Origin of the sequence: Arthrobacter pityocampae (genome assembly GCF_002927275.1) — a bacterium.
GTDB lineage: Bacteria > Actinomycetota > Actinomycetes > Actinomycetales > Micrococcaceae > Arthrobacter_D > Arthrobacter_D pityocampae.
The window spans coordinates 336,779-360,158 of the sequence record NZ_PRKW01000005.1 but is presented as its reverse complement, the minus strand read 5'-3'; the positions used below and the strand labels follow the sequence as shown (position 1 = coordinate 360,158).

The 23,380-nt window shown below is 69.5% G+C and carries 23 protein-coding genes; 10 read left to right on the top strand and 13 right to left on the bottom strand.

Features of this window, described 5'->3' with window-relative positions; genetic code table 11:
* Positions 1-31 precede the first annotated feature (31 nt).
* The 4 genes from C4K88_RS13155 to C4K88_RS13140 form a co-directional block, all read right to left on the bottom strand.
* Entirely contained in the window at positions 32-877 is an 846-nt protein-coding gene (locus tag C4K88_RS13155) for a class II glutamine amidotransferase (protein WP_104122071.1), read from the bottom strand.
* 164 nt (positions 878-1,041) lie between these two features.
* Complete coding sequence (locus tag C4K88_RS13150; RefSeq protein ID WP_167399050.1) at positions 1,042-1,782, bottom strand: GAF and ANTAR domain-containing protein; 741 nt, start codon at positions 1,780-1,782, stop codon at positions 1,042-1,044.
* Between the two features lie 178 nt (positions 1,783-1,960).
* Positions 1,961-2,614, bottom strand: coding sequence for a thioredoxin-like domain-containing protein (locus C4K88_RS13145; RefSeq protein WP_104122070.1), 654 nt, complete (start codon positions 2,612-2,614; stop codon positions 1,961-1,963).
* A gap of 83 nt (positions 2,615-2,697) precedes the next feature.
* A complete protein-coding gene (locus C4K88_RS13140; RefSeq protein WP_104122069.1) occupies positions 2,698-3,357 on the bottom strand; it encodes a DUF305 domain-containing protein in 660 nt (219 codons plus the stop codon).
* A gap of 139 nt (positions 3,358-3,496) precedes the next feature.
* Between C4K88_RS13140 and C4K88_RS13135 the strand changes: the two genes are divergently transcribed.
* Genes C4K88_RS13135 through C4K88_RS13125 form a run of 3 tightly spaced genes read left to right on the top strand, consistent with a single transcriptional unit; the run spans position 3,497 to position 6,324 of the window.
* Positions 3,497-3,823 carry a metal-sensitive transcriptional regulator gene (locus tag C4K88_RS13135; RefSeq protein WP_104122068.1) on the top strand — a complete coding sequence of 109 codons (327 nt, stop codon included), beginning with the start codon at positions 3,497-3,499 and terminating at the stop codon, positions 3,821-3,823.
* 31 nt (positions 3,824-3,854) lie between these two features.
* A complete protein-coding gene (locus C4K88_RS13130) occupies positions 3,855-4,079 on the top strand; it encodes a heavy-metal-associated domain-containing protein (protein ID WP_104122067.1) in 225 nt (74 codons plus the stop codon).
* A 1-nt stretch (position 4,080) separates the two neighbouring features.
* Entirely contained in the window at positions 4,081-6,324 is a 2,244-nt protein-coding gene (locus tag C4K88_RS13125) for a heavy metal translocating P-type ATPase (protein ID WP_104122066.1), read from the top strand.
* Between the two features lie 32 nt (positions 6,325-6,356).
* On the opposite strand, the gene C4K88_RS13120 is transcribed toward C4K88_RS13125, so the two are convergent.
* The 3 genes from C4K88_RS13120 to C4K88_RS13110 all read right to left on the bottom strand — a co-directional run bounded on the left by C4K88_RS13120 (position 6,357) and on the right by C4K88_RS13110 (position 9,775).
* The gene (locus C4K88_RS13120) at positions 6,357-7,805 is read right to left on the bottom strand and encodes an MFS transporter (protein WP_104122065.1); all 1,449 of its coding nucleotides are present in this window, start codon (positions 7,803-7,805) and stop codon (positions 6,357-6,359) included.
* Positions 7,806-7,938: 133 nt separating this feature from the next.
* Positions 7,939-8,709 (bottom strand): VldE C-terminal domain-containing protein, encoded by a 771-nt coding sequence (locus tag C4K88_RS13115; protein WP_241521920.1) that lies wholly within the window; start codon positions 8,707-8,709, stop codon positions 7,939-7,941.
* A gap of 91 nt (positions 8,710-8,800) precedes the next feature.
* The gene (locus tag C4K88_RS13110; protein WP_104122064.1) at positions 8,801-9,775 is read right to left on the bottom strand and encodes an EamA family transporter; all 975 of its coding nucleotides are present in this window, start codon (positions 9,773-9,775) and stop codon (positions 8,801-8,803) included.
* Positions 9,776-9,863: 88 nt separating this feature from the next.
* Here C4K88_RS13110 and C4K88_RS13105 point away from each other — a divergent pair, with 88 nt between their 5' ends.
* From C4K88_RS13105 to mmsB, 4 genes are all read left to right on the top strand, one after another.
* Entirely contained in the window at positions 9,864-10,409 is a 546-nt protein-coding gene (locus tag C4K88_RS13105; protein ID WP_104122063.1) for a CGNR zinc finger domain-containing protein, read from the top strand.
* Positions 10,410-10,656: 247 nt separating this feature from the next.
* Positions 10,657-11,778 carry a multiple monosaccharide ABC transporter substrate-binding protein gene (chvE, locus tag C4K88_RS13100; RefSeq protein WP_104122062.1) on the top strand — a complete coding sequence of 374 codons (1,122 nt, stop codon included), beginning with the start codon at positions 10,657-10,659 and terminating at the stop codon, positions 11,776-11,778.
* A 74-nt stretch (positions 11,779-11,852) separates the two neighbouring features.
* On the top strand, positions 11,853-13,400 hold the full coding sequence (gene mmsA, locus C4K88_RS13095) for a multiple monosaccharide ABC transporter ATP-binding protein (RefSeq protein WP_104122061.1): 1,548 nt from the start codon (positions 11,853-11,855) through the stop codon (positions 13,398-13,400).
* Positions 13,397-14,605 carry a multiple monosaccharide ABC transporter permease gene (gene mmsB, locus C4K88_RS13090; protein ID WP_104122060.1) on the top strand — a complete coding sequence of 403 codons (1,209 nt, stop codon included), beginning with the start codon at positions 13,397-13,399 and terminating at the stop codon, positions 14,603-14,605. The genes mmsA and mmsB overlap by 4 nt, the downstream gene beginning before the upstream one ends.
* A 44-nt stretch (positions 14,606-14,649) precedes the next feature.
* Here the strand turns inward: mmsB and C4K88_RS13085 are convergent, their stop codons facing one another.
* The 3 genes from C4K88_RS13085 to C4K88_RS13075 all read right to left on the bottom strand — a co-directional run bounded on the left by C4K88_RS13085 (position 14,650) and on the right by C4K88_RS13075 (position 17,310).
* Positions 14,650-16,200 carry an AAA family ATPase gene (locus tag C4K88_RS13085; RefSeq protein ID WP_104122059.1) on the bottom strand — a complete coding sequence of 517 codons (1,551 nt, stop codon included), beginning with the start codon at positions 16,198-16,200 and terminating at the stop codon, positions 14,650-14,652.
* A gap of 44 nt (positions 16,201-16,244) precedes the next feature.
* Positions 16,245-16,652 (bottom strand): hypothetical protein, encoded by a 408-nt coding sequence (locus tag C4K88_RS13080; protein WP_174705238.1) that lies wholly within the window; start codon positions 16,650-16,652, stop codon positions 16,245-16,247.
* Positions 16,653-16,731: 79 nt separating this feature from the next.
* Positions 16,732-17,310, bottom strand: a complete 579-nt coding sequence (locus C4K88_RS13075) for a hypothetical protein (RefSeq protein ID WP_146065689.1) — start codon at positions 17,308-17,310, stop codon at positions 16,732-16,734.
* Between the two features lie 523 nt (positions 17,311-17,833).
* Here C4K88_RS13075 and C4K88_RS13070 point away from each other — a divergent pair.
* Positions 17,834-18,496: an ANTAR domain-containing protein gene (locus C4K88_RS13070; protein WP_104122057.1), complete on the top strand. Its 663-nt coding sequence runs from the start codon at positions 17,834-17,836 to the stop codon at positions 18,494-18,496.
* Positions 18,497-18,528: 32 nt separating this feature from the next.
* On the opposite strand, the gene C4K88_RS13065 is transcribed toward C4K88_RS13070, so the two are convergent.
* Positions 18,529-19,827: a hemolysin family protein gene (locus C4K88_RS13065; protein ID WP_104122056.1), complete on the bottom strand. Its 1,299-nt coding sequence runs from the start codon at positions 19,825-19,827 to the stop codon at positions 18,529-18,531.
* A gap of 128 nt (positions 19,828-19,955) precedes the next feature.
* Positions 19,956-20,657 carry a signal peptidase I gene (locus C4K88_RS13060; protein WP_241521919.1) on the bottom strand — a complete coding sequence of 234 codons (702 nt, stop codon included), beginning with the start codon at positions 20,655-20,657 and terminating at the stop codon, positions 19,956-19,958.
* A gap of 187 nt (positions 20,658-20,844) precedes the next feature.
* Between C4K88_RS13060 and C4K88_RS17860 the strand changes: the two genes are divergently transcribed.
* Positions 20,845-20,976, top strand: a complete 132-nt coding sequence (locus tag C4K88_RS17860; protein WP_277621649.1) for a hypothetical protein — start codon at positions 20,845-20,847, stop codon at positions 20,974-20,976.
* Here C4K88_RS17860 and C4K88_RS13055 read toward each other — a convergent pair.
* Complete coding sequence (locus C4K88_RS13055; RefSeq protein WP_167399049.1) at positions 20,973-21,842, bottom strand: GAF domain-containing protein; 870 nt, start codon at positions 21,840-21,842, stop codon at positions 20,973-20,975. The two genes, C4K88_RS17860 and C4K88_RS13055, sit on opposite strands and share 4 nt — an antisense overlap.
* Before the next feature lie 380 nt (positions 21,843-22,222).
* On the opposite strand from C4K88_RS13055, the gene C4K88_RS13050 reads away from it, so the two are divergent.
* Entirely contained in the window at positions 22,223-23,377 is a 1,155-nt protein-coding gene (locus C4K88_RS13050; RefSeq protein ID WP_104122054.1) for an MFS transporter, read from the top strand.
* Positions 23,378-23,380: the final 3 nt, after the last annotated feature.

The window sequence follows — 23,380 nt, the reverse complement described above, 5'->3', positions numbered from 1 at the left end:
GGCGGGCCTCACGCCCGGCCCGAAGGAAGCCTCAGACGGCTGCGGCGACCGGGAGCTCAGGTGTGAACGGATACATCTCCTGCTCGCCTCCGTGCACGACGACGCACGTGGCGTCGGGCACTTCACGCCATGCGCCGCGGAGATCCCCCAGCGGCTCGGAGACCACCAGGCGGGTGTCGTCCGAGAGGCCGTGGAGCAGCGGGTGGTCCGGGTACTGGTGACGAAGCGTCGCGATGTCGGTGCTGTGGAAGAGCGAGCGCGAGTTGCCCTCGCTGGAGTAGCGGAAGGCCCAGGTGGTGTCGCCGTCGGTGGTGGCGACCGTCATCTGGATGGGGTAGTCGATGCCGTGGCGCCGGCCGGTGTCCTCGATCAGTCCCACTGCCTGGGCCACGGCTGACTGCGGATCACGTTCGAGCCCGAAGGTGAGCGCGAGGTGGAAGAACAGCTCGGAGTCCGTCGACCCCTCGATCTCGGGGAAGAGATCGGGCGCGACCGCCAGGGCCAGGTCTCGCTTCACCTTCGGGAAGTCCGTGAGCACCCCGTTGTGCATCCAGAGCCACCGGCCGTGACGGAACGGGTGGCAGTTCGTCTGCTGGACGGCCGTGCCGGTCGTGGCTCGGATATGCGCGAAGATCCGGCTCGCCATGGCATGCCCGGAGAGCTCGCGCAGGTTGCGGTCGTGCCAGGCCGGCTCCGTACTGTGGAAGACACCGGGAATCGGCCCGGCGCCGTACCAGCCGACGCCGAACCCGTCCCCGTTGGTGGTCTCGGCTCCCATCCGGGAGTGCTTGCTCTGCATGACGAGGGAGTTCGACGGTTTGTAGAGGAGGTCCTCCAGCAGCACGGGGGAACCCGAATACGCTAGCCACCGACACATGTCGTCTCCTTGAGGATGGTTCCGGGATCTCGTCGCCGTCACGGCCATGCCGACGACGCCCGGTGTCCATCCTGTGCTCCGCCGGCCCACGGCGCGTCACCCGGGCGGGGTGACCTCCCCATTCGGCCCGGCGGAGCCTCCCGAGTGTCCGGCGGCGCGCCGGATCAGGGGACGAAGTGCGTCTCGGGGACCTGCTGGCCGATCGAGGTGACCACCGCGGCTGCCACCTCCGCGAGCTTCACGTTCCGTCCACTGGACGCGGCCTTGAGGATGGTAATGGCCGCCTCGTGGCTGCACCGGTTCTGGCCCATGATGATGCCCGCGGCCACATCGATCGTGGTCCGCGAGTTCATCGCAGCCCGCAGGTGCTCGCCGGTATCGGTGAGATGGGCGATCCGAACGGCCATGCGGAGCGACTTCGAGGCCTCCGTGGCGAGCTCCACGGCCGCGGCGACGGCGTCGTCGTCGAAGGCGTGCGGCTGCGTCGAGTACAGGTTCAGTCCGGCGGCGGCGAGACCGTCGAGCGGGATCGGCACGCCGATGGCGGAGCGGATCCCGTGCCCGGCGATGGCCGCCGTGTACTCGCCGAAACGCTGCTCCTGGAGGAAGTCGTCCACGGAATAGACCTGCCCGTCCCGGGCCGCCCGGATGCACGGTCCGTCGTCGAACGCGTACTGGACCTCGTCCATGAGTGTCGCCTGCTCGCTGCTGCTGGCCACCGTCGCCTTGGACCGGCCGCGCAGGAGGGTGACACCGCACATCACGTTCCCGCCCGGCGCGGAGAGGGTGTCCGCGGCGAGCCGGGCCAGGGCGTCGAGGAATTCGTTGATGTCCGAGCTGTCCAGGACGAGGTCCTGCAGCCTGCCTGGAAGGGCCAGTTCTCCGAGAATCTGCTCGTCGGTCACGACGGGTACCTTCCGATCCTTGGGGCCGCCGAGGTGCGGGCCCACCTGCCAACGGTACCGGAGCGTCCGCTTCAGAAGGTGGCGGATTTGCGGGCCGGTATGGGGTATGACGACGGCACGGCCGGACCGCTGTGGGATCCGGCCGCGCCGTCATCGATGGCGGGGCTGTGAGGCGTGGCTAGGAGGCGAGGCCTGGGGGCGTGAGGCCGCCGGAGCACGCGGCGCCGGGTTCGCGGGTCTGCTCGCCCTGGATGTACTTGGTGAGGAAGGTGACCAGGCGGGGGTCGTCAGCGGAGTCGGCCGTGAGCTGGAGGCCCCAGGCGCTGGCGGCGACGGGCGATTCGAGGCCGGGGTAGGGGCTGAGGAGCACGTAGGAGCGCGAGCCCACCAGCTCGGTCAGCTTGTCGATCTCGGCCTGACCGATGTCGGGGTTGTAGGCGATCCAGACGGCGCCGTGCTCCATCGAGTGGACGGTGTTCTCGTTCGGGAGGGGCTCGGTGTAGACACCGCAGTTGGTCCACACAGGATTGTGGTCCCCGCCGACGGGCGGTGACTGCTCGTACTCCACCGGACCGTCCACGTGATCGAAGGTCACGTCGGGGTACTCCTGGACGCCCTCGATGGGCTGGGACGCCAGGGCGTCGCGCTCCCGGTTGTCCTGTACCTGATTCACGATGACCAAGGTCACCGCGATGATGATCGCCAGGATGACCGCGCCGATCCCACCGAAGATGAGGGCGTTGCGCTTGCGTTCACCTGCCCGCTGCTGGGCTTGAATGGCGGCCAGGCGCGCCTGGCGGTCCTGGTTCTCCTGAGACCGTTTCTTGTTCAACGAGGTGTCCTTCGGTGCTGGGGTGGCTGCGGCGGTCGCCGCGGTTCGGATAGCGCCGGAATCAAATGTACCGGCGGGCGGCCCTACAGGGCGTCGAGCATGGTCTGCATGAGGGTGATCTCGGCCTGCTGGCCGGACTGGATCTTGGTGGACAGCGTGCGGACCTGGTCCGTCTCCGCGAGCTCGGCGCCCGCTGCGGCCATGTCCACGCCCGCCTCGTGATGGGTGATCATGAGCTGCAGGTACAGCCGTTCGGCGTCCTCACCGCGCGCGGCACGCAGTTCGTCGAGCTGGGCTTCGGTCGCCATGCCGGGCATGAGCCCGTCCGGCCTGAGCATGGTTCCGGCATCGGCCGCCGACCCCATCTCCATGCCGCCGTGGTCTCCCGAGTCCGCCATCCACTCCATGCGCGGCTGCGCGTCGCTCTGCGGAAGCCCCCATTCCTCGAGCCACGCGTACATCTGCCCCGCCTGCTGCTGCTGGGTCAGTGCGATGTCGTACGCGATGGACCGGAGGGTCTCGTCCTCCACGTTGTCCCGCACGATCATGGACATCTCCACGGCCTGGTTGTGGTGCACCTGCATGTCCCGGGCGAACCCCGCATCGGCGCTGCCGGCGTCGGGGTAGGACGGGCCGGCAGAGACACGGCCGGCCGTGAAGGCGAGGGCGAACAGCGCGACGACGGCGATCGCAGCGAGGATCAGGAGGACTCGCTTCTGCCAGCCGGACAGCGAGAGGGTCATGGACGTCCTTGGGTCGAAAGTATGCCGATTAGCCAACGTACGGCATCCTGCTGGGTGTTCCCCCAACGAGGAATAACGGAGCGGCTTGGCCAGTTATACCCCCCAAGGGTATCGTGAACCGTATGCGAGGAGGCACATCATGACCACAGGGACGAATGCGGAGAGCACCGCGGAGTACGGCTACACGGCCGACAAGGACGCCTACCTCAAACGGCTGCGGCGTATCGAAGGCCAGGTGCGCGGCATTGCCCGGATGGTCGAGGAGGACAAGTACTGCATCGACATCCTCACGCAGGTCGCCGCCGTCAACAAGGCACTCCACGCCGTCTCGATGGGGCTGCTCGAGGAGCACATCTCGCACTGCGTCGTCGGGGCCGCCCAGGACGCCCAGGTCTCCGGCACCAGCGATGCCGTGCAGGAGAAGGTCCAGGAAGCCACCGCGGCCATCGGCCGCCTCCTGCGCTAGAACCGATCACCCACCCACCGAGGAGAACACCATGAGCACCACCACCGTCAACATCACCGGCATGACCTGCGGCCACTGCGTCAGCGCCGTACAGAGCGAACTGTCGGCCCTGCCCGGCGTCGAGACCGTCGACGTCGAGCTCGTCAACGGCGGCACCTCCACCGCCACCATCTCCTCCTCCGCACCCCTGGATGCCGCCTCGATCGACGACGCCGTCGCCGAGGCCGGCTACACCGTGGTGCCCGCCGGATCCTGACATGACCACCCGTCAGGCCCCGGCCCAGGGCGTCGAGCAGGAGCACCGCGTCGTCGAACTCTCCATCCAGGGCATGACGTGCGCCTCGTGCGTCGGGCGGGTCGAGCGGAAGCTCGGCAAGCTCGACGGCGTCGAGGCGAGCGTCAACCTGCCGCTGGAGAGCGCCGTGGTCCGCGTGCCGGCCACCGTCAGCGACCAGGACCTGATCGACACCGTCGTGGCCACCGGCTACGGCGCGCACGTGGTGCACCCCGACCACCCGGACGGCGACGAGCACGACCACACGCCGTCGCTCCTCGGCGCGCGCCTGGTCCTCGCCGCCGTCCTGTCCGTGCCGGTGCTGCTCATCTCCATGGTGCCCGCCCTCCAGTTCGCGAACTGGGGCTGGGTGGTCTTCGCGCTGTCCCTGCCGGTGGTGACGTGGTCTGCCTGGCCGTTCCACCGCGCAGCCGTCATCAACGCCCGCCACTTCTCCTCCACGATGGACACGCTCGTGTCCATCGGCGTCACGGCCGCGTTCCTGTTCTCGGCCGGGCAGCTCTTCGCGGACCCCACCCTGACGCAGCATGCGGGCATGGCCGGGATGGACATGACGGAGCACTCCCTCTATTTCGAGGTGGCCGCCGTCGTCGTCACCTTCCTCCTGCTGGGCCGCTTCCTCGAGGCGTCCGCGAAGCAGCGCGCCGGCGACGCCCTGAAATCCCTCCTGAGCCTCGGCGCGAAGGAGGCCCACGTGCTGCGCACCGTCGACGGCGAGCGCACCGAGGTCACCCTGCCCGCCGACGCGCTGATCCCCGGGGACGCGTTCGTCGTCCGCCCGGGGGAGAAGATCGCGACCGACGGCACGGTCACCGAGGGCCACAGCGCCGTGGACACCGCCCTGCTCACGGGCGAGAGCATCCCCGTCGAGGTGGGCCCGGGCGACGCCGTCACGGGGGCGACGATCAACACGTCAGGCCGGCTCGTGGTGCGGGCGACGCGCGTGGGGTCCGACACCGTGCTCTCCCAGATGGGCCGCCTCGTCAGCCAGGCGCAGAGCGGGAAGGCGCGCATCGCGCGGCTCGCCGACCGCATCAGCGCGGTCTTCGTCCCCGTGGTCCTCGGAATCGCCGTCCTGACGTTCGTGCTGTGGCTGGTCCTGACCGGGGACCTCGACGCCGCCTTCACGGCGTCCGTGACGGTGCTGGTGATCGCCTGCCCGTGTGCCCTCGGTCTCGCCACGCCCACCGCACTCCTGACCGGCACCGGCCGCGGCGCCCAGCTGGGCATCCTCATCCGCGGCCCCCAGGTCCTCGAGGACACCCGCACCGTGGACACCATCGTCCTGGACAAGACCGGCACCGTCACCACGGGCACCATGGCCGTGGTCGACGTCGTCGCGCTCGCCGCCGTCCCGGCGCCCGACCTGCTGCGCCTCGCCGGCGCCGTGGAGTCCGCGAGCGAGCACCCCATCGCGCAGGCCGTCGCACGGCACGCCGGCGGCCCGCTGCCCGAGACCCGTGCCTTCTCGAGCGCGCCCGGGGGCGGCGTACGCGGGGAGGTCGACGGCGTCGTCGTCACCGTGGGGCGGGCCGACTGGCTGGAACGCCACGGGATCCGGACGTCCGAGGCGCAGGCGACCAGGTTCACGGCCGCGGAGGACGCCGGACGGACGGCGATCTGGGTGGCCGTCGGCGACGACGTCGCAGGCCTCATCACCCTCTCCGACACCGTCAAGGACGGCTCGGCTGCAGCGATCGCGCGGCTGCGGCGCCTCGGACTGCGGCCCGTCCTGCTCACCGGCGACAACCGGGCCGTCGCCCTGCAGGTGGCCGCCGCCGTCGGGATCGACGCCGCCGACGTGCGCGCCGGGGTCTCGCCCGAGGGCAAGGTGGACGCCGTCCGGGAACTGCAGGCCGGCGGGGCCACCGTCGCCATGGCGGGGGACGGCGTCAACGACGCCGCGGCACTGGCGCAGGCGGACCTCGGCATCGCCATGGGCTCGGGCACGGACGTCGCCATCGAGGCGGCGGACCTCACGGTGATGGGCAACAGCCTGGAGCAGGTGGCGCAGGCGATCGAACTGTCCCGCCGGACGCTGCGCACCATCAAGGGGAACCTGTTCTGGGCCTTCTTCTACAACGCCGTCGGCATCCCCGTCGCCGCGCTCGGCCTCCTCAACCCGATGCTGGCGGGGGCGGCGATGGCCGCCAGTTCCGTGCTCGTCGTCGCGAACTCGCTGCGGTTGCGGAGCTTCGGACGGTAGCCCGGCGCGTTCATGACGCGCCGGGTGTCAGGTCACGGTGGTGCGGCCGCCGGGGCGTCCTCCGCAGCAGCGCGGGCGTAGGTTCCCGACACCCGCCGGTAGACCGGGGTGAAGAAGGCCAGGACGGCGGCCGCGATGATGAGGATGCCGGCCACCAGGAACACGAGGGCGATACCGCGGGAGGATCCCTCCCCCAGTAGCGGGGCCAGGCGGGCGGCGCCCTCGGCCGATCGCGCGTACGGGATGATCCAGACCTGCGCGATCGGCGCGATGACGAACGCGGTGACCGGTGCCGCCGCGGACTCGAACGCCATGGCCAGTCCGAACACGCGCCCCTGCCGGGGCAACGGGACCACACGCTGGATGACCGTCTGCTCGGCGGCCTCGACGAACGGGACCAGGACCAGGTAGAGCCAGATGCCGAGGACGTACAGCCAGCCCCATTCCCTGAGGGTGAACACGGCCCCGACGACCCCCATCACGATCACCGCGCTGAGCATCGTGCGCAGCGGGTTGGAGCCGAGGCCGAACTTCCCGATCAGGGCGCCGCCCAGGACGAACCCCGTGGCACCGACGGCGAGGTAGATGCCCCACATCTCCACGCTGAACAGATCGAGACCGTAGGGGTCCATCAGCGCCATGTAGACACCGCCCATGAAGTTGTTGAACGTGGAGAACAGGATGAGCGCGAACAATCCCGGGATCGCGAGGACCGCGGCGATGGAGCCACGCAGATCGAACCCGCCCTGCGCGTCCGTGGCGGCCGCGCCCACCTCTTCGGGCATGCGCAGCGTGAGCAGGTGCGCGAAGGCGAACGCCGTCAGCACCAACGCGACGACGATGGTCCAGCCCATCCCGAGGAGCCCGATCGACAGCCCGGAGAGCACGGACGTGATGATGAACATCAGCCCCTGCACCATGCCGACCAGCCCGTTGGCGTTGGCTCGCCGGTCCGGCTCGATGAGGATGGTCACGGTCGTGGACAGCGCGATGTTCCGCATGTTCTCCACGACGGCACCGATCAGGATGATCAGGGCGAAGACCCAGAACCACGGCTGCTGCAGATCGAGCAGGGTGGCGGCGGGCGTCACGAGGAACACGGCGCCCGCCAGCAGGAACATCACCAGGGTGACGCCGGCTGCGAAGCGCATGACGGCGAGCTTGCGGTGGCGGTCCACGAGGGTGCCGAAGCTGATGCTGGAGAGCGCGATCAGCAGCATGTACGCGCCGCCGATCACGCCGGTGGCGATCACGTTGCGCGTCTCCAGGTAGGCCCAGAACGTCAGGGCGAACCAGAGGTAGCTGGTGGTGATGTTCGCGAGCCCGGTGTTCACCAGGATGCCGAGGAAGGTGCGGTGCCGCTCGGCCGGGCTGCGGAGGGACGCGGCCTGCGGCGAGGGGGCGGCCACCTCCTCGCGAGGTGCCGCACTGTGCTGGGGAACCGCACCGACCCCCGGCGGGGCCGGATCCTGCCCGGTCATGCGCCCCAGTGTACGGCGGGCCGGCGACGGCCTGAAGAGTGCGGACCCGCCGTGCACCCGGCGCGACGGCCCAGACCCGGTGCGGCGTTCCCCCGGATCTGCCCGCCCGCCGCGGCGGCCCGCACCTACCCGGTCAGCTCCCTCCGCGATGGACGTCGACGTGCACGTGGTCGAGATGGCGGAGGATCTCGTTGGCGGGCTCGGGGGCGTCGTAGTCGCCCCACTGCGCCCGGGTGCTGTGGTCGCTCCAGAACCGGTCGTCGAAGATGACGTACTGGATATCGAGGTCCTCGGCGTGGGCGACGAGCCAGTGGGCCACCAGCCACCCGGCGCGGCGGTTCTCCTCCGTCACGGGGCGGAAGAAGACGTCGACGGCCCGGCCGTCGTAGTGCGTGGACTCCGCCCCGTGACCCTGCCCCACGCCGCCCGGGGCAAACCCGCCCAGGCTCTGCTCCCCGAACACCTCGGCCATGGCGGCACGGACCTCCTCGGCACGCGGCGTCAGGCCGGTGGCCGTCAGCTCCTGGACGGGAAGGTCACCGGCCGCGGAGCCGCGGCAGGCCAGGACGGGACCGGCGTCGTCGGCCGGTCCCTCCGCGAGCCGGCGCAGGACCTCCGCATCGATCCCGGCGGTGTCCATAGCCGGCATCCCGCGCGCCGTGAGCGCCACCGCCGTCGTCGCCTGCTGCGCCTCGCTCCGGGTGAGCCCCATCTCCCCCGCGGGTGTCGTGACAGTGCACGGCGATCCCCCGAGCACCGGAGGGCCGGCGGACCGCAGACTGCTCAGCAGCCCGGGGCCCAGGAGAGCGAGCGTGGCGGCCAGCAGTCCGATCACGAGGAGGCCCGCCAGTGTTCGAGGCAGGCGACTCCGACGCCCTCGGCCGTGCCCGGTGGTGCTGTTCACGGCGTGCGTGTCCTCCCGTCGGATGGCACCGCCGGAAAGACGCTGCTCACAGTTCAACCGATCACGGCCGGGCGGGAGTTCCCGAGGTGCCTCACGGGCGCGGCAACGGCTCCACAGGGTTGGGCTGGTCGAGTGCGGTCTCGAGCTCGCCGTCGGGCACCGAGCGCAGTTCGTCCACCCGGACGCACACGACGCCGGCGACGATCAGCAGCCCGCCGACCAGCTGCACGGGCCCGGGCAGCTCGCCGAGGATCAGCCAGGCCGCGAGCACCGCGAACATCACCTCGGTGAGGGCCACGAAGCTTGCGACCTTCGAGCCGAGGCGCTGGGCGGCAAGGATGCCCGTCACGTAGGCGGCGACCGTCGCGACGAGCACGAGGACGGCCACCGGGACGATCCAGCTGTAGGTGCCCCCGGCCAGCTGGACGTCCGAGAACACGAACCGGAACGGCATGATGTTCGTCAGGCCGAGGAGCAGGATGGTGGCCGCCGCCACCACCATGCCCCCGCCGGCCATGACGATCGGTGGCAGGGTGTCGTCCACCCGCGCGGACATCAGGAAGAACACGACCAGGCAGACGGCGGCGGCGAGACCGAACAGCACCCCGACGGGATCCAGTCGGGCGTCCCCCGTAAGGTCGAGGACCAGCAGGAGCCCGAGGATCGCCGTCACGGACCCGATGACGGTGAGGACGCGCGGGGCCGTCCGCGAGCGCAGCCAGAGGAATCCGACGAGCAGCACGGGTGCGAGGTACTCGAGCAGCAGCGACACCCCCACGGACATGCGCTGCACGGCGTTGAAGTAGAAGAGCTGGCAGAGCGCGATCGCCGTCGTGCCGTAGATGGCGATGGTGAGCGCGTTGCCGCGCAAGGTGGACCAGCGGCCGCGCAGGATGATCAGTACGGGGACGAGCAGGACGACGGCGGCGCCTCCGATGCGCAGCCCGACGGCGGCGCCGGGGCTCCAGCCGATCTCGAGCAGGGACTTCGCGAACGGCCCCGAGACGCCGAAGGTCGCGGCGGAGACGAGCGCTATCCAGAGGCCGGCGGTGGGGCGCAGGGACACGTCCTCTCCCTTCGGCTCGATACTTGGTGTCAGGGGTGACAAGTGGTTATGGTCGTGACACTAGACGAGCGCGATGTCAGGAGTCAACATGCCTTTCACCTATGACACGGAGGTGGCACTGGCCACCGTGGCTGCGCTGATCAACACCGCGAAGGACGACCTCGATCCCCTGGTGACGCCCGGGGGTCTCGATCGGTTCCTCGAACAGCAGCGGTTCAGCGGCTCCCGCACCCGCACCGACGCCGAGCTGCGGGCTGTGCGCGCGCTGCGCGCCGAACTCGAGGTCATCTGGTTCGCGGAGGAGGACGACGCCGTCCGGCTCGTCAATGCGATCCTCCGCCGGGCCCACGCGCTCCCCCAGCTGGTCCGGCACGACGAGTGGGACTGGCACTTCCATGCCACCGCGCCGGAGGCACCGCTCGAGGAACGGATGGCGACCGAGGCCGCCATGGCCCTGGCGGATGTCATCCGCGGGCACGAGTTGGACCGCCTGCGCTCCTGCGCGGCCGAGGACTGCGACGGCGTGGTGCTGGATCTCACCCGCAACCGCTCAAAGCGCTTCTGCGACACGGGCAACTGCGCGAACCGGACGCACGTGAAGGCGTACCGCGCACGGAAGGCGCAGGGGGCCTGACCGGGCCACTGCTGACCATCACCTGAAGGTCTCGGTTCCATAACATTCAGCCAGCGTCTTGTCGCGATGATGCCCGGCCGATATGTTGTCTTCGCCTACATATTGTCGATGGCCACATCGACCGGGCGCTACAGCGTTGTATCAGCTCGATCCAGCCACACGGCACACCAGCGGCCCGCCGACCGTCACCTCCGGCATCCGCCCTGGCGTCCTGACCTCCGGTCGGATCCTTTTCAAAGGTTCACCCATGACCACGATCAAGAATGTCTCGGCCCTCCTGCTGGCCGCCGGCGTCGCGGCGGGCCTGTCGGCCTGCGCCCCGGCCGGATCGGCGACCCCGGACGCCGAGGGCGATGCGGCCACCACCTGCAATGTAGGGATCTCCATGCCCACCCGCAGCCTCGAGCGCTGGATCAACGACGGCGAGGGGCTCAAGGAGAAACTGGAAGCCGCCGACTGCACGGTCGACCTCCAGTACGCCGACAACAAGACCGACCAGCAGATCAGCCAGATCCAGAACCAGGTGGCCGGCGGGGCGAAGATCCTCGTGGTCGCGGCCATCGACGGCCAGACGCTCGGCCCGGCGCTGGAGGAGGCGAAGTCCCAGGACGTCCAGGTCATCGCCTACGACCGGCTGATCAACGGCACCGAGGCCGTGGACTACTACGCCACGTTCGACAACTACAAGGTGGGCCAGCTCCAGGGCCAGTTCATCGAGGAGCAGCTCGGTCTCGCCGACGGCAAGGGCCCGTTCAACCTCGAGCCCTTCGCCGGCAGCCCGGACGACAACAACGCCGCGTTCTTCTTCGCCGGGGCCTGGGACGTGCTCCTGCCGTACGTCGAATCCGGCCAGCTGGAGGTCCCCTCCGGCAAGTCCCCCGCCGATAACGACGGCTGGAAGGCCATCGGCATCCTCGGGTGGGGGTCCGACGACGCCCAGGCCGAGATGGACAACCGCCTCCAGTCCTTCTACACCGGCGGGGACAAGGTGGATGTGGTCCTGTCCCCGAACGACAGCCTCGCGCTGGGCATCGAGGCCTCCCTCAACGCGGCCGGCTACGAGCCGGGCACCGACTGGCCCCTCATCACGGGACAGGACGCCGACGTCGCCAACGTCAAGGCCATCCTGGCGGACCAGCAGTCCATGACCGTCTGGAAAGACACCCGCGAGCTCGGAGGTCAGGTCGAGTCGATGGTGGCCGCGATCGTCGCGGGCGACGAGGTGGAGGTCAACGACACCGAGACCTATGACAACGGCACCAAGGTGGTTCCCTCCTACCTCCTGGATCCCGTGGTGGTGGCGAAGGACGACGTCGAGTCGACGCTCGTGGAATCGGGCTTCGTCGCAGCAGCAGACCTCGGTCTCTGACCACCCCGAGGACGAGCGGGGCGCGGCCGTCGGGCCGCGCCCCGCTCGTCCGCACTAGGCGAAGCGAGAGCAGCATGAGTGAGCCCATCCTCGAGATGAGCGGGATCGTCAAGGAGTTCAACGGCATCAGGGCGCTCGACGGCGTCTCGGTGAGCGTGCAGCGCGGCGAGGTGCACGCCATCTGCGGGGAGAACGGGGCGGGCAAGTCCACCCTGATGAAAGTGCTGAGCGGCGTCTACCCGCACGGCAGCTTCGACGGGACGATCACCCTGGACGGCGACCCGGTGGCCTACGGCTCGATCAACGACAGCGAGCGCGACGGCGTGGTGATCATCCACCAGGAGTTGGCGTTGAGCCCGTACCTGTCCATCGCCGAGAACATCTTCCTGGGCAACGAGGTCCAGCGGGGCGGGGTGATCGACTGGAACAGGACGAACGTCCGGGCCGCCGAGCTCCTCGCCCGCGTGGGACTGCAGGAGAACGCCGCGACCAAGGTGCTCGAACTCGGCGTCGGCAAGCAGCAGCTGGTCGAGATCGCGAAGGCACTCTCGAAGGAGGTGAAGATCCTCATTCTCGACGAACCCACCGCGGCCCTCAACGACGACGATTCGGCACACCTGCTAGGCCTGATCGAGCAGCTTCGGACTCAGGGCATCACCTCGATCATCATCTCCCACAAGCTCAAGGAGATCCGAGCGATCGCCGACACCGTCACCGTCATCCGGGACGGACGAACCATCGAGTCCTTCCCGGTCGAGGACAGCGACGAGATCGAGACCCGCATCATCCGGGACATGGTGGGGCGCCCGCTCGACCACCAGTTCCCGCCCCGGGAACCTTCCATCGGCGAGGAGAAGTTCCGCGTCGAGGACTGGACCGTGCACCACCCGATCGACGTGGATCGGATTGTCGTCGACCGCGCGTCGTTCCACGTGCGTGCCGGCGAGATCGTCGGATTCGCAGGACTCATGGGGGCGGGACGTACGGAACTCGCCATGAGCATCTTCGGGCGCTCCTACGGCAGCGGGATCTCGGGGCGGGTCTTCAAGGACGGCCGGGAGATCCAGACCCGCACCGTGGGGCAAGCGATCCGCAACGGCATCGCCTACGTCACAGAGGACCGCAAGCGCTACGGCCTGAACCTGATCGGCAGCATCACCGTCAACGTGTCCGCGGCAGCCCTCGGGAAACTCGCACGGCTGGGCATCATCGACCGGCACCGCGAGTACGCCGTCGCCGAGGAATACCGCCGGCAGATGAACATCAAGACGCCGAGCGTCTCCTCCGTGGTGGGCAACCTCTCGGGCGGGAACCAGCAGAAGGTGGTCCTCAGCAAGTGGATCTACTCGGGCCCGGACGTCCTGATCCTCGATGAACCGACGCGGGGCATCGACGTCGGCGCCAAGTACGAGATCTACGGAATCATCAACGAGATGGCAGCCCAGGGCAAAGCGGTGATCGTCATCTCGAGCGAACTGCCCGAACTGATCGGCCTCTCGGACCGCATCTACACCATCGCGGAAGGCAAGCTCACCGGCGAGCTGGATCGCGCCCATGCCAGCCAGGAGGACCTCATGCGCCGCATGACCGCTTCCAGGATCCAAGGAGCACAGCCCTCATGACCACGACCACGGCCGAGCAGGCCACCGCCCCCGTCCCGCCCCGGCCTGACGGGGCCAAGAAGAAACGCCGCCGCGTCGACCTGCGGCAGTACGGCATCCTCGCCGCCCTCGCCGTGATCATCCTGCTGTTCCAGGTGCTGACCGGCGGCCGCCTGCTGTATCCGGGCAACGTGAGCAACCTGATCCAGCAGAACGCCTACGTCCTCATCCTTGCGATCGGGATGGTCATCGTTATCATCGCCGGGCACATCGACCTGTCCGTGGGCTCCGTCGTCGCCACCGTGGGGGCTGTCGCCGCCCTGTCGATGAACAGTTGGGGACTCCCCTGGGGTGCCGCCGTTGCCCTGTCCCTCCTCGTCGGGGCGCTGATCGGGGCGTGGCAGGGCTTCTGGGTGGCCTTCGTGGGCATCCCTGCCTTCATCGTGACCCTCGCGGGCATGCTCGTCTTCCGCGGCGTCGCCCTCGTCCTGCTGACCGGCGGGACGATCAGCGGACTCCCCCGCTCCTTCAACGCCATCGGGTCCGGCACCCTGCCGTCCACCGGCACGCCGGACCTGATCACCCTCGGCATCGGCGCCCTCGCCTCCCTGGCCCTGGTGGTGCAGCAACTGAAGGGACGCGCCGACCTCCGCCGGCTCAACCTGCCCCGCGAACGGACCGCCTCGTTCGTCCTCAAGATCGCCCTCGCCGTCGTCGCGATCATGTACCTGTGCTATCTGCTTGCCTACAACCGCGGCACACCGATCATCCTCATCATCCTCGCGACCCTCGTGCTGCTGTACTCGTTCATGCTCTCCCGGACCGTCTTCGGCCGCCACGTCTACGCGATGGGTGGCAACCTCTACGCCGCGATGATGTCCGGAGTGAAGACCAAGTGGGTGAACTTCTTCATCTTCGTCAACATGGGCTTCCTGGCCGGCCTCGCCGGCGTCGTCAGCACGGCTCGCGCCGGGAGCGCCGTGGCATCGGCGGGCCAGAGCTTCGAACTCGACGCCATCGCCGCCGTCTTCATCGGTGGAGCGGCTGTCCAGGGCGGCGTCGGGACGGTTATCGGCGCGGTGATCGGCGGCCTGGTCATGGGCGTCCTCAACCAGGGGCTGTCCATCCTGTCGGTGGATGCCGCCTGGCAGCAGGTCATCAAGGGGCTGGTGCTCCTACTCGCGGTGGCCTTTGACGTCTACAGCAAGCGGCGCACGGGTCGCTGACCATCCGGGCCGGCGATGGCACGACCCGGGTCGGTTCCCCGACGTCAGGCCGGGCCGTCGAGGCCGCCGATGTCCTGCACGCCGTCCTCCGGAAAGCCGTCCTCAGAGTAGCCGCCGTCGGCGAGACCCGGGCCCGGCAGGGGCGAAGATGCTCCCGCGTACGCCGCCACCCCGGGAACCCGTCCGAAGGACACCGCGGGCGGGTCGGGGACGCCCGCCGTCGGCTCCGGGCCGCCGCTGCCGAGCAGGCTCCGGGTCAGGGAGGCATCGTCGGCCATCAAGCCCTCCACGGCGGCGAGCAGGTGGGTGTCCGCGACGGCGACGCCCTGCAGCGCAGCGGAGAGGACGGCCCGGCGCACCAGTTCCCGCGTGAAGGACGCCGTGGTGCCGGCGGTGCCACCGGCGGCGGAGCCGAGGGCGTCCGCGCTGAACGGCAGGTCCCGCGCGTACAGGCGCAGCAGCGCGGCGCGCTCGCGCTCGGCCGGCAGGGGGATCTCGACGGCCAGGTCCACGCGCCCTGGCCGCTGCGCGAGCGCCCGCTCCAGCATGTCCACGCGATTGGTGGTCAGGACGAACGTGACGTCGGCGTCGTCGTCGAGCCCGTCCATCGCATCGAGCACCTCGAAGAGCAGGGGCTGCGGCCCGTGGCCGAAGCTGCGGTCCTCGGCGATGAGGTCGCAGTCCTCGAGGACCACGATGGACGGCTGCAGGGCCCGGGCCGTCCGGGCCGCCTCGGCGATGTGGGCGAGGGTGCCACCGGACAGGATGATCGCCGTCGTGCCCTCGCTGGCACTCAGCAGGTACCGGACCGTGTGCGTCTTGCCGGTGCCGGGAGGCCCGTACAGGAGGATGCCGCGCTTGAGATGCTGGCCCGCCGCGACGAGCGCTTCCCGGTGCGCCGCGATACCGAGCGCGTGCTCGCTCACGCGCTCGAGGAGGCCGTCGGGAAGAATGACGTCGACGGCCTCCAGTGTGGGCCGGCGATGGAAGGTCACGCCCGCGGCGCTCGGCCCGAAGTCCTCCGCGGTCAGCGACAGGACCTGGCCCTTCATCACGCTCTCGCGCTGCATCCGCCGTCGGAAGTCGGTCAGGAAACCGGCGACGACGTCGGCATCCGCGCAGAGGACCTCGAGGGACCCGACCTGCCGACCGTAGCGCGGCTCCGCGCGGCGCTGCAGCAGGGCGACGGGAACGTCGTCGCGGTGGAACAGGCGCAGGCCGAAAGCGGTCACCTGCCGCTGCTCGTCCGGGCCGACGGGAAGGTTCGCGTAGTCCGGCTGCGACAGCGGGAAGTTCGGGTAGAGCTCCGACTGCTGGATCATGTCGCCGAGGGACAGGTGGTGGCGCTGGTCGCCGCCGCCGACCCCTATGGCGCGGACCTCGGGCGTCAGCGCCGCGAGGATGATGTCGGCGTCCACGAAGCGGTGGGCCGGCACTTCCTCGACCACCACCGGGAGGTCACCCGGAGCCGCACCGAGGTGCGCGGCGAGGGTCTCGACGAGCTCCCTCCCGCGCGCGTGGTGTGGCTGCGCCTCCTGCGCGAGGCGCACCATGGTGCCGAAGTCCCTGATGAATGCCGGTAGATCGTCGCCCATGGGGGCAGGCTAACAGCGCCGTCAAGCAGGCGCGGGCATTCCCGTCAGGAATCCTGCTTCGGCAGGCGCTCCCCGTAGCGGGGCGGGTCATCGTGCCCGGGAGCGGCCGCCGAGGAGGCGGGCGGACCTGGCGCCGCCGGGTCCTGCGCGGACGAGCCCTTGGCATCCGGCCGCGCGGAGGACCGGTTGACACCGGAGCCCTGGCTGAGGTGCTCGGCGTTCGGCGTCTCCGCCATCATCAGCATCGCGCAGATCACGAGGGAGACGATGAAGGCGATGCCCGCCGCCGTCAGGCCCAGGCCCATGCGAAGCTCGTTGGAGCCTCCGCCCGTGGCGAAGATCGACGTCGCGAATCCGGCTACCAGGGCCAGGACCGCCGAGAAGACGAGGGGCGCCTTGATGCCGTGGCGGAACCGTCCCTGGGTGGGTTTCCCCGGTTGACGCTTGGCCACGGGCACTCCTTCCGGTGATGCGAACTTTCTACGAGGCGTAGAGTCTCCAGTTTACGGGGTCCGGCTCGCCCTGGGAGCCTCAGGCCCGGGGTGCGCTGAGCGCTGAATCATGGCGGTAGCTCAGGCTCGCGATGCCGAGCACGACGGCGGTGAGCAGCGCGCCGCCACCCGAGACGCCGAGCAGCGCATGCGCCCCGAGCGACTCGACGAAGGGCAGGATGGCGCCCGTGGTAAGGCCGACGGCGCCGACCACGACGAGATCCCGCGCCGCGACATGCCCGCGCGTTGCGAGCCCCCGCAGGAGTTCGGCGGCTCCCGCCACGACGAGCGCGACGGCGCCGGCGTACGCGAAGACGGCATCGGTCCGGAGTGCGAGGACGGCCACGCCGGCCCCGAGCAGCAGGCCGCCACCGACCGTCGTAAGCACCCCCGACCCGGCACGCCAATGCGCTCCGCGGTGCGCCCACAGATAGCCGCCGCCGGCCAGCAGGAAGTACAGCCCGCCGACGACGGCCAGCACGAGAGTGGACGGTTCACGCCAGAAGATCGTCACGAGACCGAAGGCGCCGCTGACGACGGCACGCATCAGGAACGGCTTCCACACCGTGAATTCGGCGGGGTCGGGCCTGGCGCCCGGGGCAGGCGATGCGGCAGCCATCAAGGGCCTCTCTGCAGGAGTGCGGGGCCGGGCGGTCTCCGGCGTGTCCAGTTTAGTCCGGCGCGTGAGCAGGGTTCCACGGGGCAGCCAGGGCGGAGCTCGGCACCCCATTCGCCCCACAGGCCAATCCCGTATCTGGTTTCGCGAGGAAAAACACAGCCGATCTTGACGGGCGTACGAGGCTGAGCCACTGGGCAGGAGCGCATACTGGAATCACCCCTAACGATGTCCACGGATCCGTCCGAGGGCTTCAGCCGGAATACACCGACGAGCCTCGTGCACGAACGTGGGACTCTTTCCGGCCGTCAAGCAGTCGGCCGCCGGAGGGAGATCGGTCCCGCACCCCTCCCGCCCCGTGCCGGACCGCAGCAGCTGAACAGTTGCCGGGCGCACGTAGGACGACGACAGGTCGACAACCGGACAGCCCTGCGGGTCGTGAACGATGCGATTGTTGCTATTCTTTTGCTTTTGAGGTCCTGGTTGAGACGCCAGCCCGGATCAGAGCACGTCGAATGGCTTCCGCATGACTCTCCCCCTCGATCCCTCGGCGTCCCTTCCCGGGCCCGTGTCCGATATCGAGTACTTCATCGACTGCCCGACCGGCACCGTGGAGCACTACTTCGCCGACGACACCTACCACTGGTCCGACGGGGTGTACCGGATCCACGGCTACGAACGCGGCGACGTCGTCCCCACCCTGAAACTCGGCATGTCCCACTTCGACCCCGCGGACCGGGACGCCGTCCAGGCGTTCTGGACCAAGGTCACCACCACCGGCGGACCCTCATCGGTCTACGCCTCGCTCCGCGACCTTCACGGGAACACGCGCAAAGTCCTCATCTCCGCAGACTTGATCCTCGAGGACAACGAACCCATCGGGGTGTGGGCGCTCGTCGTGGACCTCACCCGGTCCATCCACCTCGACCGACACCAGCTCGCCAACGAGGCCGTCGCCGCATCTGCGCTCCGCCGGGCCGTCATCGAGCAGGCCAAGGGCATCCTCATGGGCCGCGCCGGCCTCACGGCCGCGGACGCATTCGCCCGGATCAGCTCCCACAGTCAACACACCAACCGCAAGGTCGTCGTCATCGCCCAGGAGATCATCGACCGGGCTGTGACGCTCACCCGCCAGGACCCGGACGGGGCCAGGGGCCGGGCACTGCAGGACCTCCTCCGGGCCCTCTGACCCGGCTACCGGCGATCAGCAGGTGAGTCCGCTCAGTGCTGGTCCGGGGCCAGCGTCTCCGGCGGTATCACGAGAAGTTCCGCGATGCGCCGGCGGTCGATGCTCGTCACCTGAAGCGTGACGCCGTCGACCTCGACGGTGTCCCCCTCCGACGCGAGCCGGCCGAGGCGGTCGAGGACGAACCCGGCGACCGTGTCCCACGTCCCGCGGGGCAGCTCGATACCCGTGGCTTCGGCGAAGTCCTGCAGGTTGAGCCGGCCGTCGACGACGCCCCCGCCCTCTGCCAGCTTCAGGGGGGCCGCATCGGTGTCGTACTCGTCGAAGATCTCCCCGACGACCTCCTCGACGAGGTCCTCCAGGGTGACGATCCCGTCGGTGCCGCCGTACTCGTCGATCACGACCGCGATGTGGGTGTTCCGGGCGCGGAGCTTCGTGAGCGTCGGCAGGACCCGGGCGGTCGCGGGCAGGTAAGGGATCGGGCGGAGGACCTGCTCCAAGGGTGCGTCCGGGTCCTGGGACGCGGCGTCGTACAGGTCGCGGACATGCACGAAGCCGGTGATGTCGTCGATGGACTGATCCACCACCGGGTAGCGGGAGAACGGCAGCCCCTCGATGTGCGCGATGGCCTCAGCGACGGACTGGCCGCTGTTGACGGCGACGACTTCCGGCCGGGGGCGCATCACCTCGCTGATCTGCCGGTCACGGAGCGAGAGCACGTCGTCGAGGATGCGGCGCTCGTCCTCGGGCAGTCCCTCGTGGGTGGTCACGATGTCGCGGAGTTCCTCCTCCGTCATCTCCTCGCTCCGCTGGTTCGGGTCCCCGCCGAGGAGCCGGACCACCGCGTTCGTGGACACGGACAGCAACCAGATCACCGGCCGCATGAGGTGCGCGAAACCGTTCAGCACCGGCGCCACAGCGTACGCGAACTGCGCGTTGCGCTGGATCGCGAGCCGCTTCGGCGCCAGCTCGCCGAGCACGAGCGACAGGTAGGCGACCACCAGGGTGAGCAAAATCGTGGCGACCGTGAGTGCGGCCGCTGCGCTCAACCCGAGCGGGACCAGCAGCGGCGCGACGGACGGCGCGATCGATGCGGCCCCGTAGGCGGCCGAGGCGAACCCGGCGACCGTCACGCCGATCTGCACCGCGGACAGGAACCTGTTCGGGTTGCGGGCGAGTGCAGCGACCTTCTCGCCCCGCTTGCCCCGCTGGGCTATCGCGTTGACCTGGCTGTCGCGGAGCGTGACCAGTGCCATCTCGGTGGCCGCGAACACGCCGCCGATCAGGACGAACACCACGACCAAACCGATGTTCAGCAGCAGCTCCCCGTTCATCGCACGGTCCCGGGAGTGCCCGGCCTCCGCCGGGCGCCGGGTCTGTCGCAGTCGGACGAGGCTTCAGGAGAGCGAGTCATGGATCCACTCTAGGAAGGAAACCGCTACACGGTCGAGCCGGAAAGCCGTCAGCGAACCTCAGGAGCGCCCGCGACATGTCCTGCAGCGTCAGCCGTGTCCATGGCGGGGCGTCCCCAGATCATGGTGAGCAAACCGACGACGAGGACTGCAGGCACGCCGTAGACGAGGACCGTGCTGACGATCGGTGTGCGGAGCGTCCGGATGACTTCCCCGATGCCCGGGATGGTGAACGCCTGTTCGTACACGTAGTTCCCGTCGAGGGTCGCGATCCACGGATCGACGGCCTCGTTGGCGTCACCCTTGGTGCGGACCGCCGTCGTCCCGTCGTCGTTGGTGATGACCTCGATCACCCGGTGTGTCTCCACCCGATGGTCCTCGACCGGAATGTGGTAGCTGATGACATCGCCGACCTGCACGCCGGCGACAGGCTGCTGGGTCGTCACGACGACGTCGCCCGGCACGATGCTCGGCGCCATGCTGCCGGTGAGCATCGTGGCCGTCTGGTAGCCCAGGAACCGGGGCCCGACGGCGAGGAACAGGAAGGCGAGAAGGGCACCGATCACCAGCACCGTGCCGGTCACGCTCACCACGCGCGCCATCACGCGCCGCACCAGGGACCGCTCCGTCACCTCCGGGCGCCCGGAAGGGAGCGCATCAGGCATCGAGGTGGAGACTGCCGGGGCCGGCGGGGTGGAGGTGGGGGCGGGAGCGGGGATGACGGGCAGGGGTGCCAGATCGAGCAGAGCCATGATGGGACCATTTCGTGAATGCTGCCGGGAAGGAGACCTGGAACGGGGCCGCTGGAGCGGCGTTCGTCCGGAAGCCACTCTGCTGCCCCCACCCGAATCCATGAGTGGCCGAACCTCGAAGTAAGACCGAAGAATCACCGAAGCCGTGAAGCGCACCCACGCCGGCAAGTGCCCATCCCGAAAACCGATGCCGAGCAAGTCCCGAGGTCAGGAGGAGTTCGCGCCCGGGCCGGACCCCGAGTTGCTCGAGCTGACCCAGACCACCGCCGACCTCGAGATGGCGGACATCGACGCCATCGTCCCCGGGCAGTACACCTAGCGGGCGTCGCCGACCCAGATCTCGATCTGCAGATCCAGCGCCATGCGCTGGAGGGTCAGGGCGTCGTCGTCGCTGAAGGAGCGTGGGCGGTCATCGATGAGGCAGAGCGTCCCGATCCGCCAGCCGTCGGCGGTCGTGATCGGGTAGCCGGCATAGAAGCGGACATGAGGGCCGTCGACGACGAGCGGATGGTCGCAATACTCGGGGTCGGTCGCCGCATCCGTGATGATCAATGCCCCGGAGGCTTCGATCGTGCGCGCGCACAGGGCGATGTCGCGGGGCAGGTCCTGACCGATCGGTCCGGAGACCGATTTGATGACCTGCCGGTCCTCCGTGATCAGCGCCATCGATGCCGAGCTCACCCCGAAATGCTCGCGGGCCCGCCTCGTGTAGCGGTCGAAGCGGTCCTCCGCTCCCGTGTCCAGGAGCCCCGTTTCGTAGAGGGCGTTGCACCGCCGGTACTCGGGATCATCATCCTCCTCGGAGGCTTCGTCGAGCTGCTGACCGTCGCCGGCGATCCCGTACGGCGCCGTTACGGCGGGCCGGTCGAACCGGTGCCCGTCGGGATCGAGTACCAGCTCCCGCAGGTTGTCCCCGAAACCGGACCCGTCCGTCACCTCGTCGGTGCTGTAGTGCGCCCCGTCCACCGGAAGCTCGCCGTCATCGATCATCTCGTTCAGCGCGTGCGCCACCAGGTCCCGATCCGGGGCAGCCAGAGTACCTCCTCCCTCGAAGTAGGAGACCACGTCGCGGACGTCACGCGTGCCGCCGAGACCCGTGTAGGTGACCCACACCGACTGCGCATCGAAAGCCGTGATCCGGAGAGCCTGGACAGCCATCCATTGCTGTACGTCCTCGCTGATCATGATGCCGCTTCCCTGGAACAAGTAATGCCGATGTCTGCCGGGCGGATGCCCATCCATCAATCACGGTAGTCCGTGCACCTGATCAGCGCGCATCGCGCCCACCCTCCGGACCTGAGTGGACAAATCGCGGAGAGGCGGTGGCTACAGGAGAAGAATCCTGCATAGATCACGACGACGACGGTGGGCGGTTTTCCGCCGCCGCGTCCAGTTCTGTCCCGCTGCGGCCCGGGGGCCCGCGAGAATGCCCGGGTCACCTAGAGTGGGTTGCCGCTCCGCCCCCGGGACGTGGCGTGGCGACCATCGATCCGACCCGCCGTGTGCCCTCGCCCATGGCCGGGATCGTCGGAACACCAGTGCACGACCGAGGATGAGGGGTAGTCATGACGCTTTCGGCAGGTGGCCGTGTCGGTCTGGCAGGAGCGGCGGTGGTCGGGGTCGCCTTCGGCATGGCCCGCTACGGCTACGGTCTGACACTGCCGGGAATCCGGCAGGATCTGGGACTCTCGGAGCTGGTCCTCGGCCTGATCTCCAGCGCGACGTTCGCGGGCTATCTGGCGGGACTGCTGCTCGCCGGGCCGCTCGCGGCGCGCCACGGTTCACGTGCCCCGACCACCGTGGGCGGCATCTGCGGCGCCCTGGGCGGGGTAATCGTGACGCTTGCCCAGTCCCCGTGGCTGCTCGCCCTCGGTGTGATCCTGGCTGGCAGCGCGGGCGGCTGGGTGTGGGCGCCCTACTCCGACATCGTGACCCGGTCGGTCCCCCTGCAGCAGCGGCCGAGGACGCTCGCGATCATCACGACCGGCACCAGCGGCGGACTGGTGCTGCTGGGCGGTCTGGCCGTCCTCGCCGCGCTCGGCTCGTGGCGACTGGTCTGGGCCGGTATCGCGATCGCCGCCGTGGTCGCCGCGGTGGTGAACCTCCGCCTGGTGCCACGCAACCGACCGGACCGCCGACCGGAGAAATCGGCGGGCACCTCCTCCCTGGCGAAAGCGCTTCGCGTCCCGGCTGCCTACTCCGTCGTCTACTTCGCGGTCGCGGTCATCTACTTCACCTACGCGGCGGACATCCTGGACAGCGGCCCCCTCCTCGCGGCGGCCGTCCCGGCGCTCTATGCCGCCATCGGCCTCAGCGGCATGGTCGGCATCGCGACCGGGGCCGTCGCCCAGCGGGTGGGCACCTCGCGGGTCGCTGCCCTGTGTCTCGTGACGGTCGGGGCGGCCCTGGCGCTCCTCGGTCTGGCCAGCGACTCCCTGGCGGCGATGGCGGTCTCGGCATGCATTTTCGGCGTCGGATACATGATGGGGTCCGCGGTCCTCGCGGTCTGGACCGCGGAGCTCGTGCCCGACCGCGCAGGCACGGCCTTCACCGGCTGCCTGGTCGTCGGAGCCTTCAGCTCGGTGGCAGCGCCCGCCCTCGCCGGGGCAGTGATCCCCGGTCTGGGACTGGGCCCGCTCCTCGTCCTCACCGCCGCGGTGTCGCTGCTCGGCGGGATGGCCCTGATGCCGTACCGGTCGCTGCGGGGAAGAACCGCCTGACGG

Bases quoted from the DNA above. Each gene is read 5' to 3' on its own strand.
- C4K88_RS13135 (WP_104122068.1), top strand. From the start codon at position 3,497: ATGACCACAGGGACGAATGCGGAGAGCACCGCGGAGTACGGCTACACG.
- C4K88_RS13105 (WP_104122063.1), top strand. From the start codon at position 9,864: ATGCCTTTCACCTATGACACGGAGGTGGCACTGGCCACCGTGGCTGCG.
- mmsB (WP_104122060.1), top strand. From the start codon at position 13,397: ATGACCACGACCACGGCCGAGCAGGCCACCGCCCCCGTCCCGCCCCGG.
- C4K88_RS13065 (WP_104122056.1), bottom strand. From the start codon at position 19,827: ATGAACGGGGAGCTGCTGCTGAACATCGGTTTGGTCGTGGTGTTCGTC.
- C4K88_RS13055 (WP_167399049.1), bottom strand. From the start codon at position 21,842: ATGATCAGCGAGGACGTACAGCAATGGATGGCTGTCCAGGCTCTCCGG.
- C4K88_RS13140 (WP_104122069.1), bottom strand. From the start codon at position 3,357: ATGACCCTCTCGCTGTCCGGCTGGCAGAAGCGAGTCCTCCTGATCCTC.
- C4K88_RS13125 (WP_104122066.1), top strand. From the start codon at position 4,081: ATGACCACCCGTCAGGCCCCGGCCCAGGGCGTCGAGCAGGAGCACCGC.
- C4K88_RS13070 (WP_104122057.1), top strand. From the start codon at position 17,834: ATGACTCTCCCCCTCGATCCCTCGGCGTCCCTTCCCGGGCCCGTGTCC.
- mmsA (WP_104122061.1), top strand. From the start codon at position 11,853: ATGAGTGAGCCCATCCTCGAGATGAGCGGGATCGTCAAGGAGTTCAAC.
- chvE (WP_104122062.1), top strand. From the start codon at position 10,657: ATGACCACGATCAAGAATGTCTCGGCCCTCCTGCTGGCCGCCGGCGTC.
- C4K88_RS13050 (WP_104122054.1), top strand. From the start codon at position 22,223: ATGACGCTTTCGGCAGGTGGCCGTGTCGGTCTGGCAGGAGCGGCGGTG.
- C4K88_RS13085 (WP_104122059.1), bottom strand. From the start codon at position 16,200: ATGGGCGACGATCTACCGGCATTCATCAGGGACTTCGGCACCATGGTG.
- C4K88_RS13060 (WP_241521919.1), bottom strand. From the start codon at position 20,657: ATGGCTCTGCTCGATCTGGCACCCCTGCCCGTCATCCCCGCTCCCGCC.
- C4K88_RS13155 (WP_104122071.1), bottom strand. From the start codon at position 877: ATGTGTCGGTGGCTAGCGTATTCGGGTTCCCCCGTGCTGCTGGAGGAC.
- C4K88_RS17860 (WP_277621649.1), top strand. From the start codon at position 20,845: ATGCCGAGCAAGTCCCGAGGTCAGGAGGAGTTCGCGCCCGGGCCGGAC.
- C4K88_RS13075 (WP_146065689.1), bottom strand. From the start codon at position 17,310: ATGGCTGCCGCATCGCCTGCCCCGGGCGCCAGGCCCGACCCCGCCGAA.
- C4K88_RS13120 (WP_104122065.1), bottom strand. From the start codon at position 7,805: ATGACCGGGCAGGATCCGGCCCCGCCGGGGGTCGGTGCGGTTCCCCAG.
- C4K88_RS13130 (WP_104122067.1), top strand. From the start codon at position 3,855: ATGAGCACCACCACCGTCAACATCACCGGCATGACCTGCGGCCACTGC.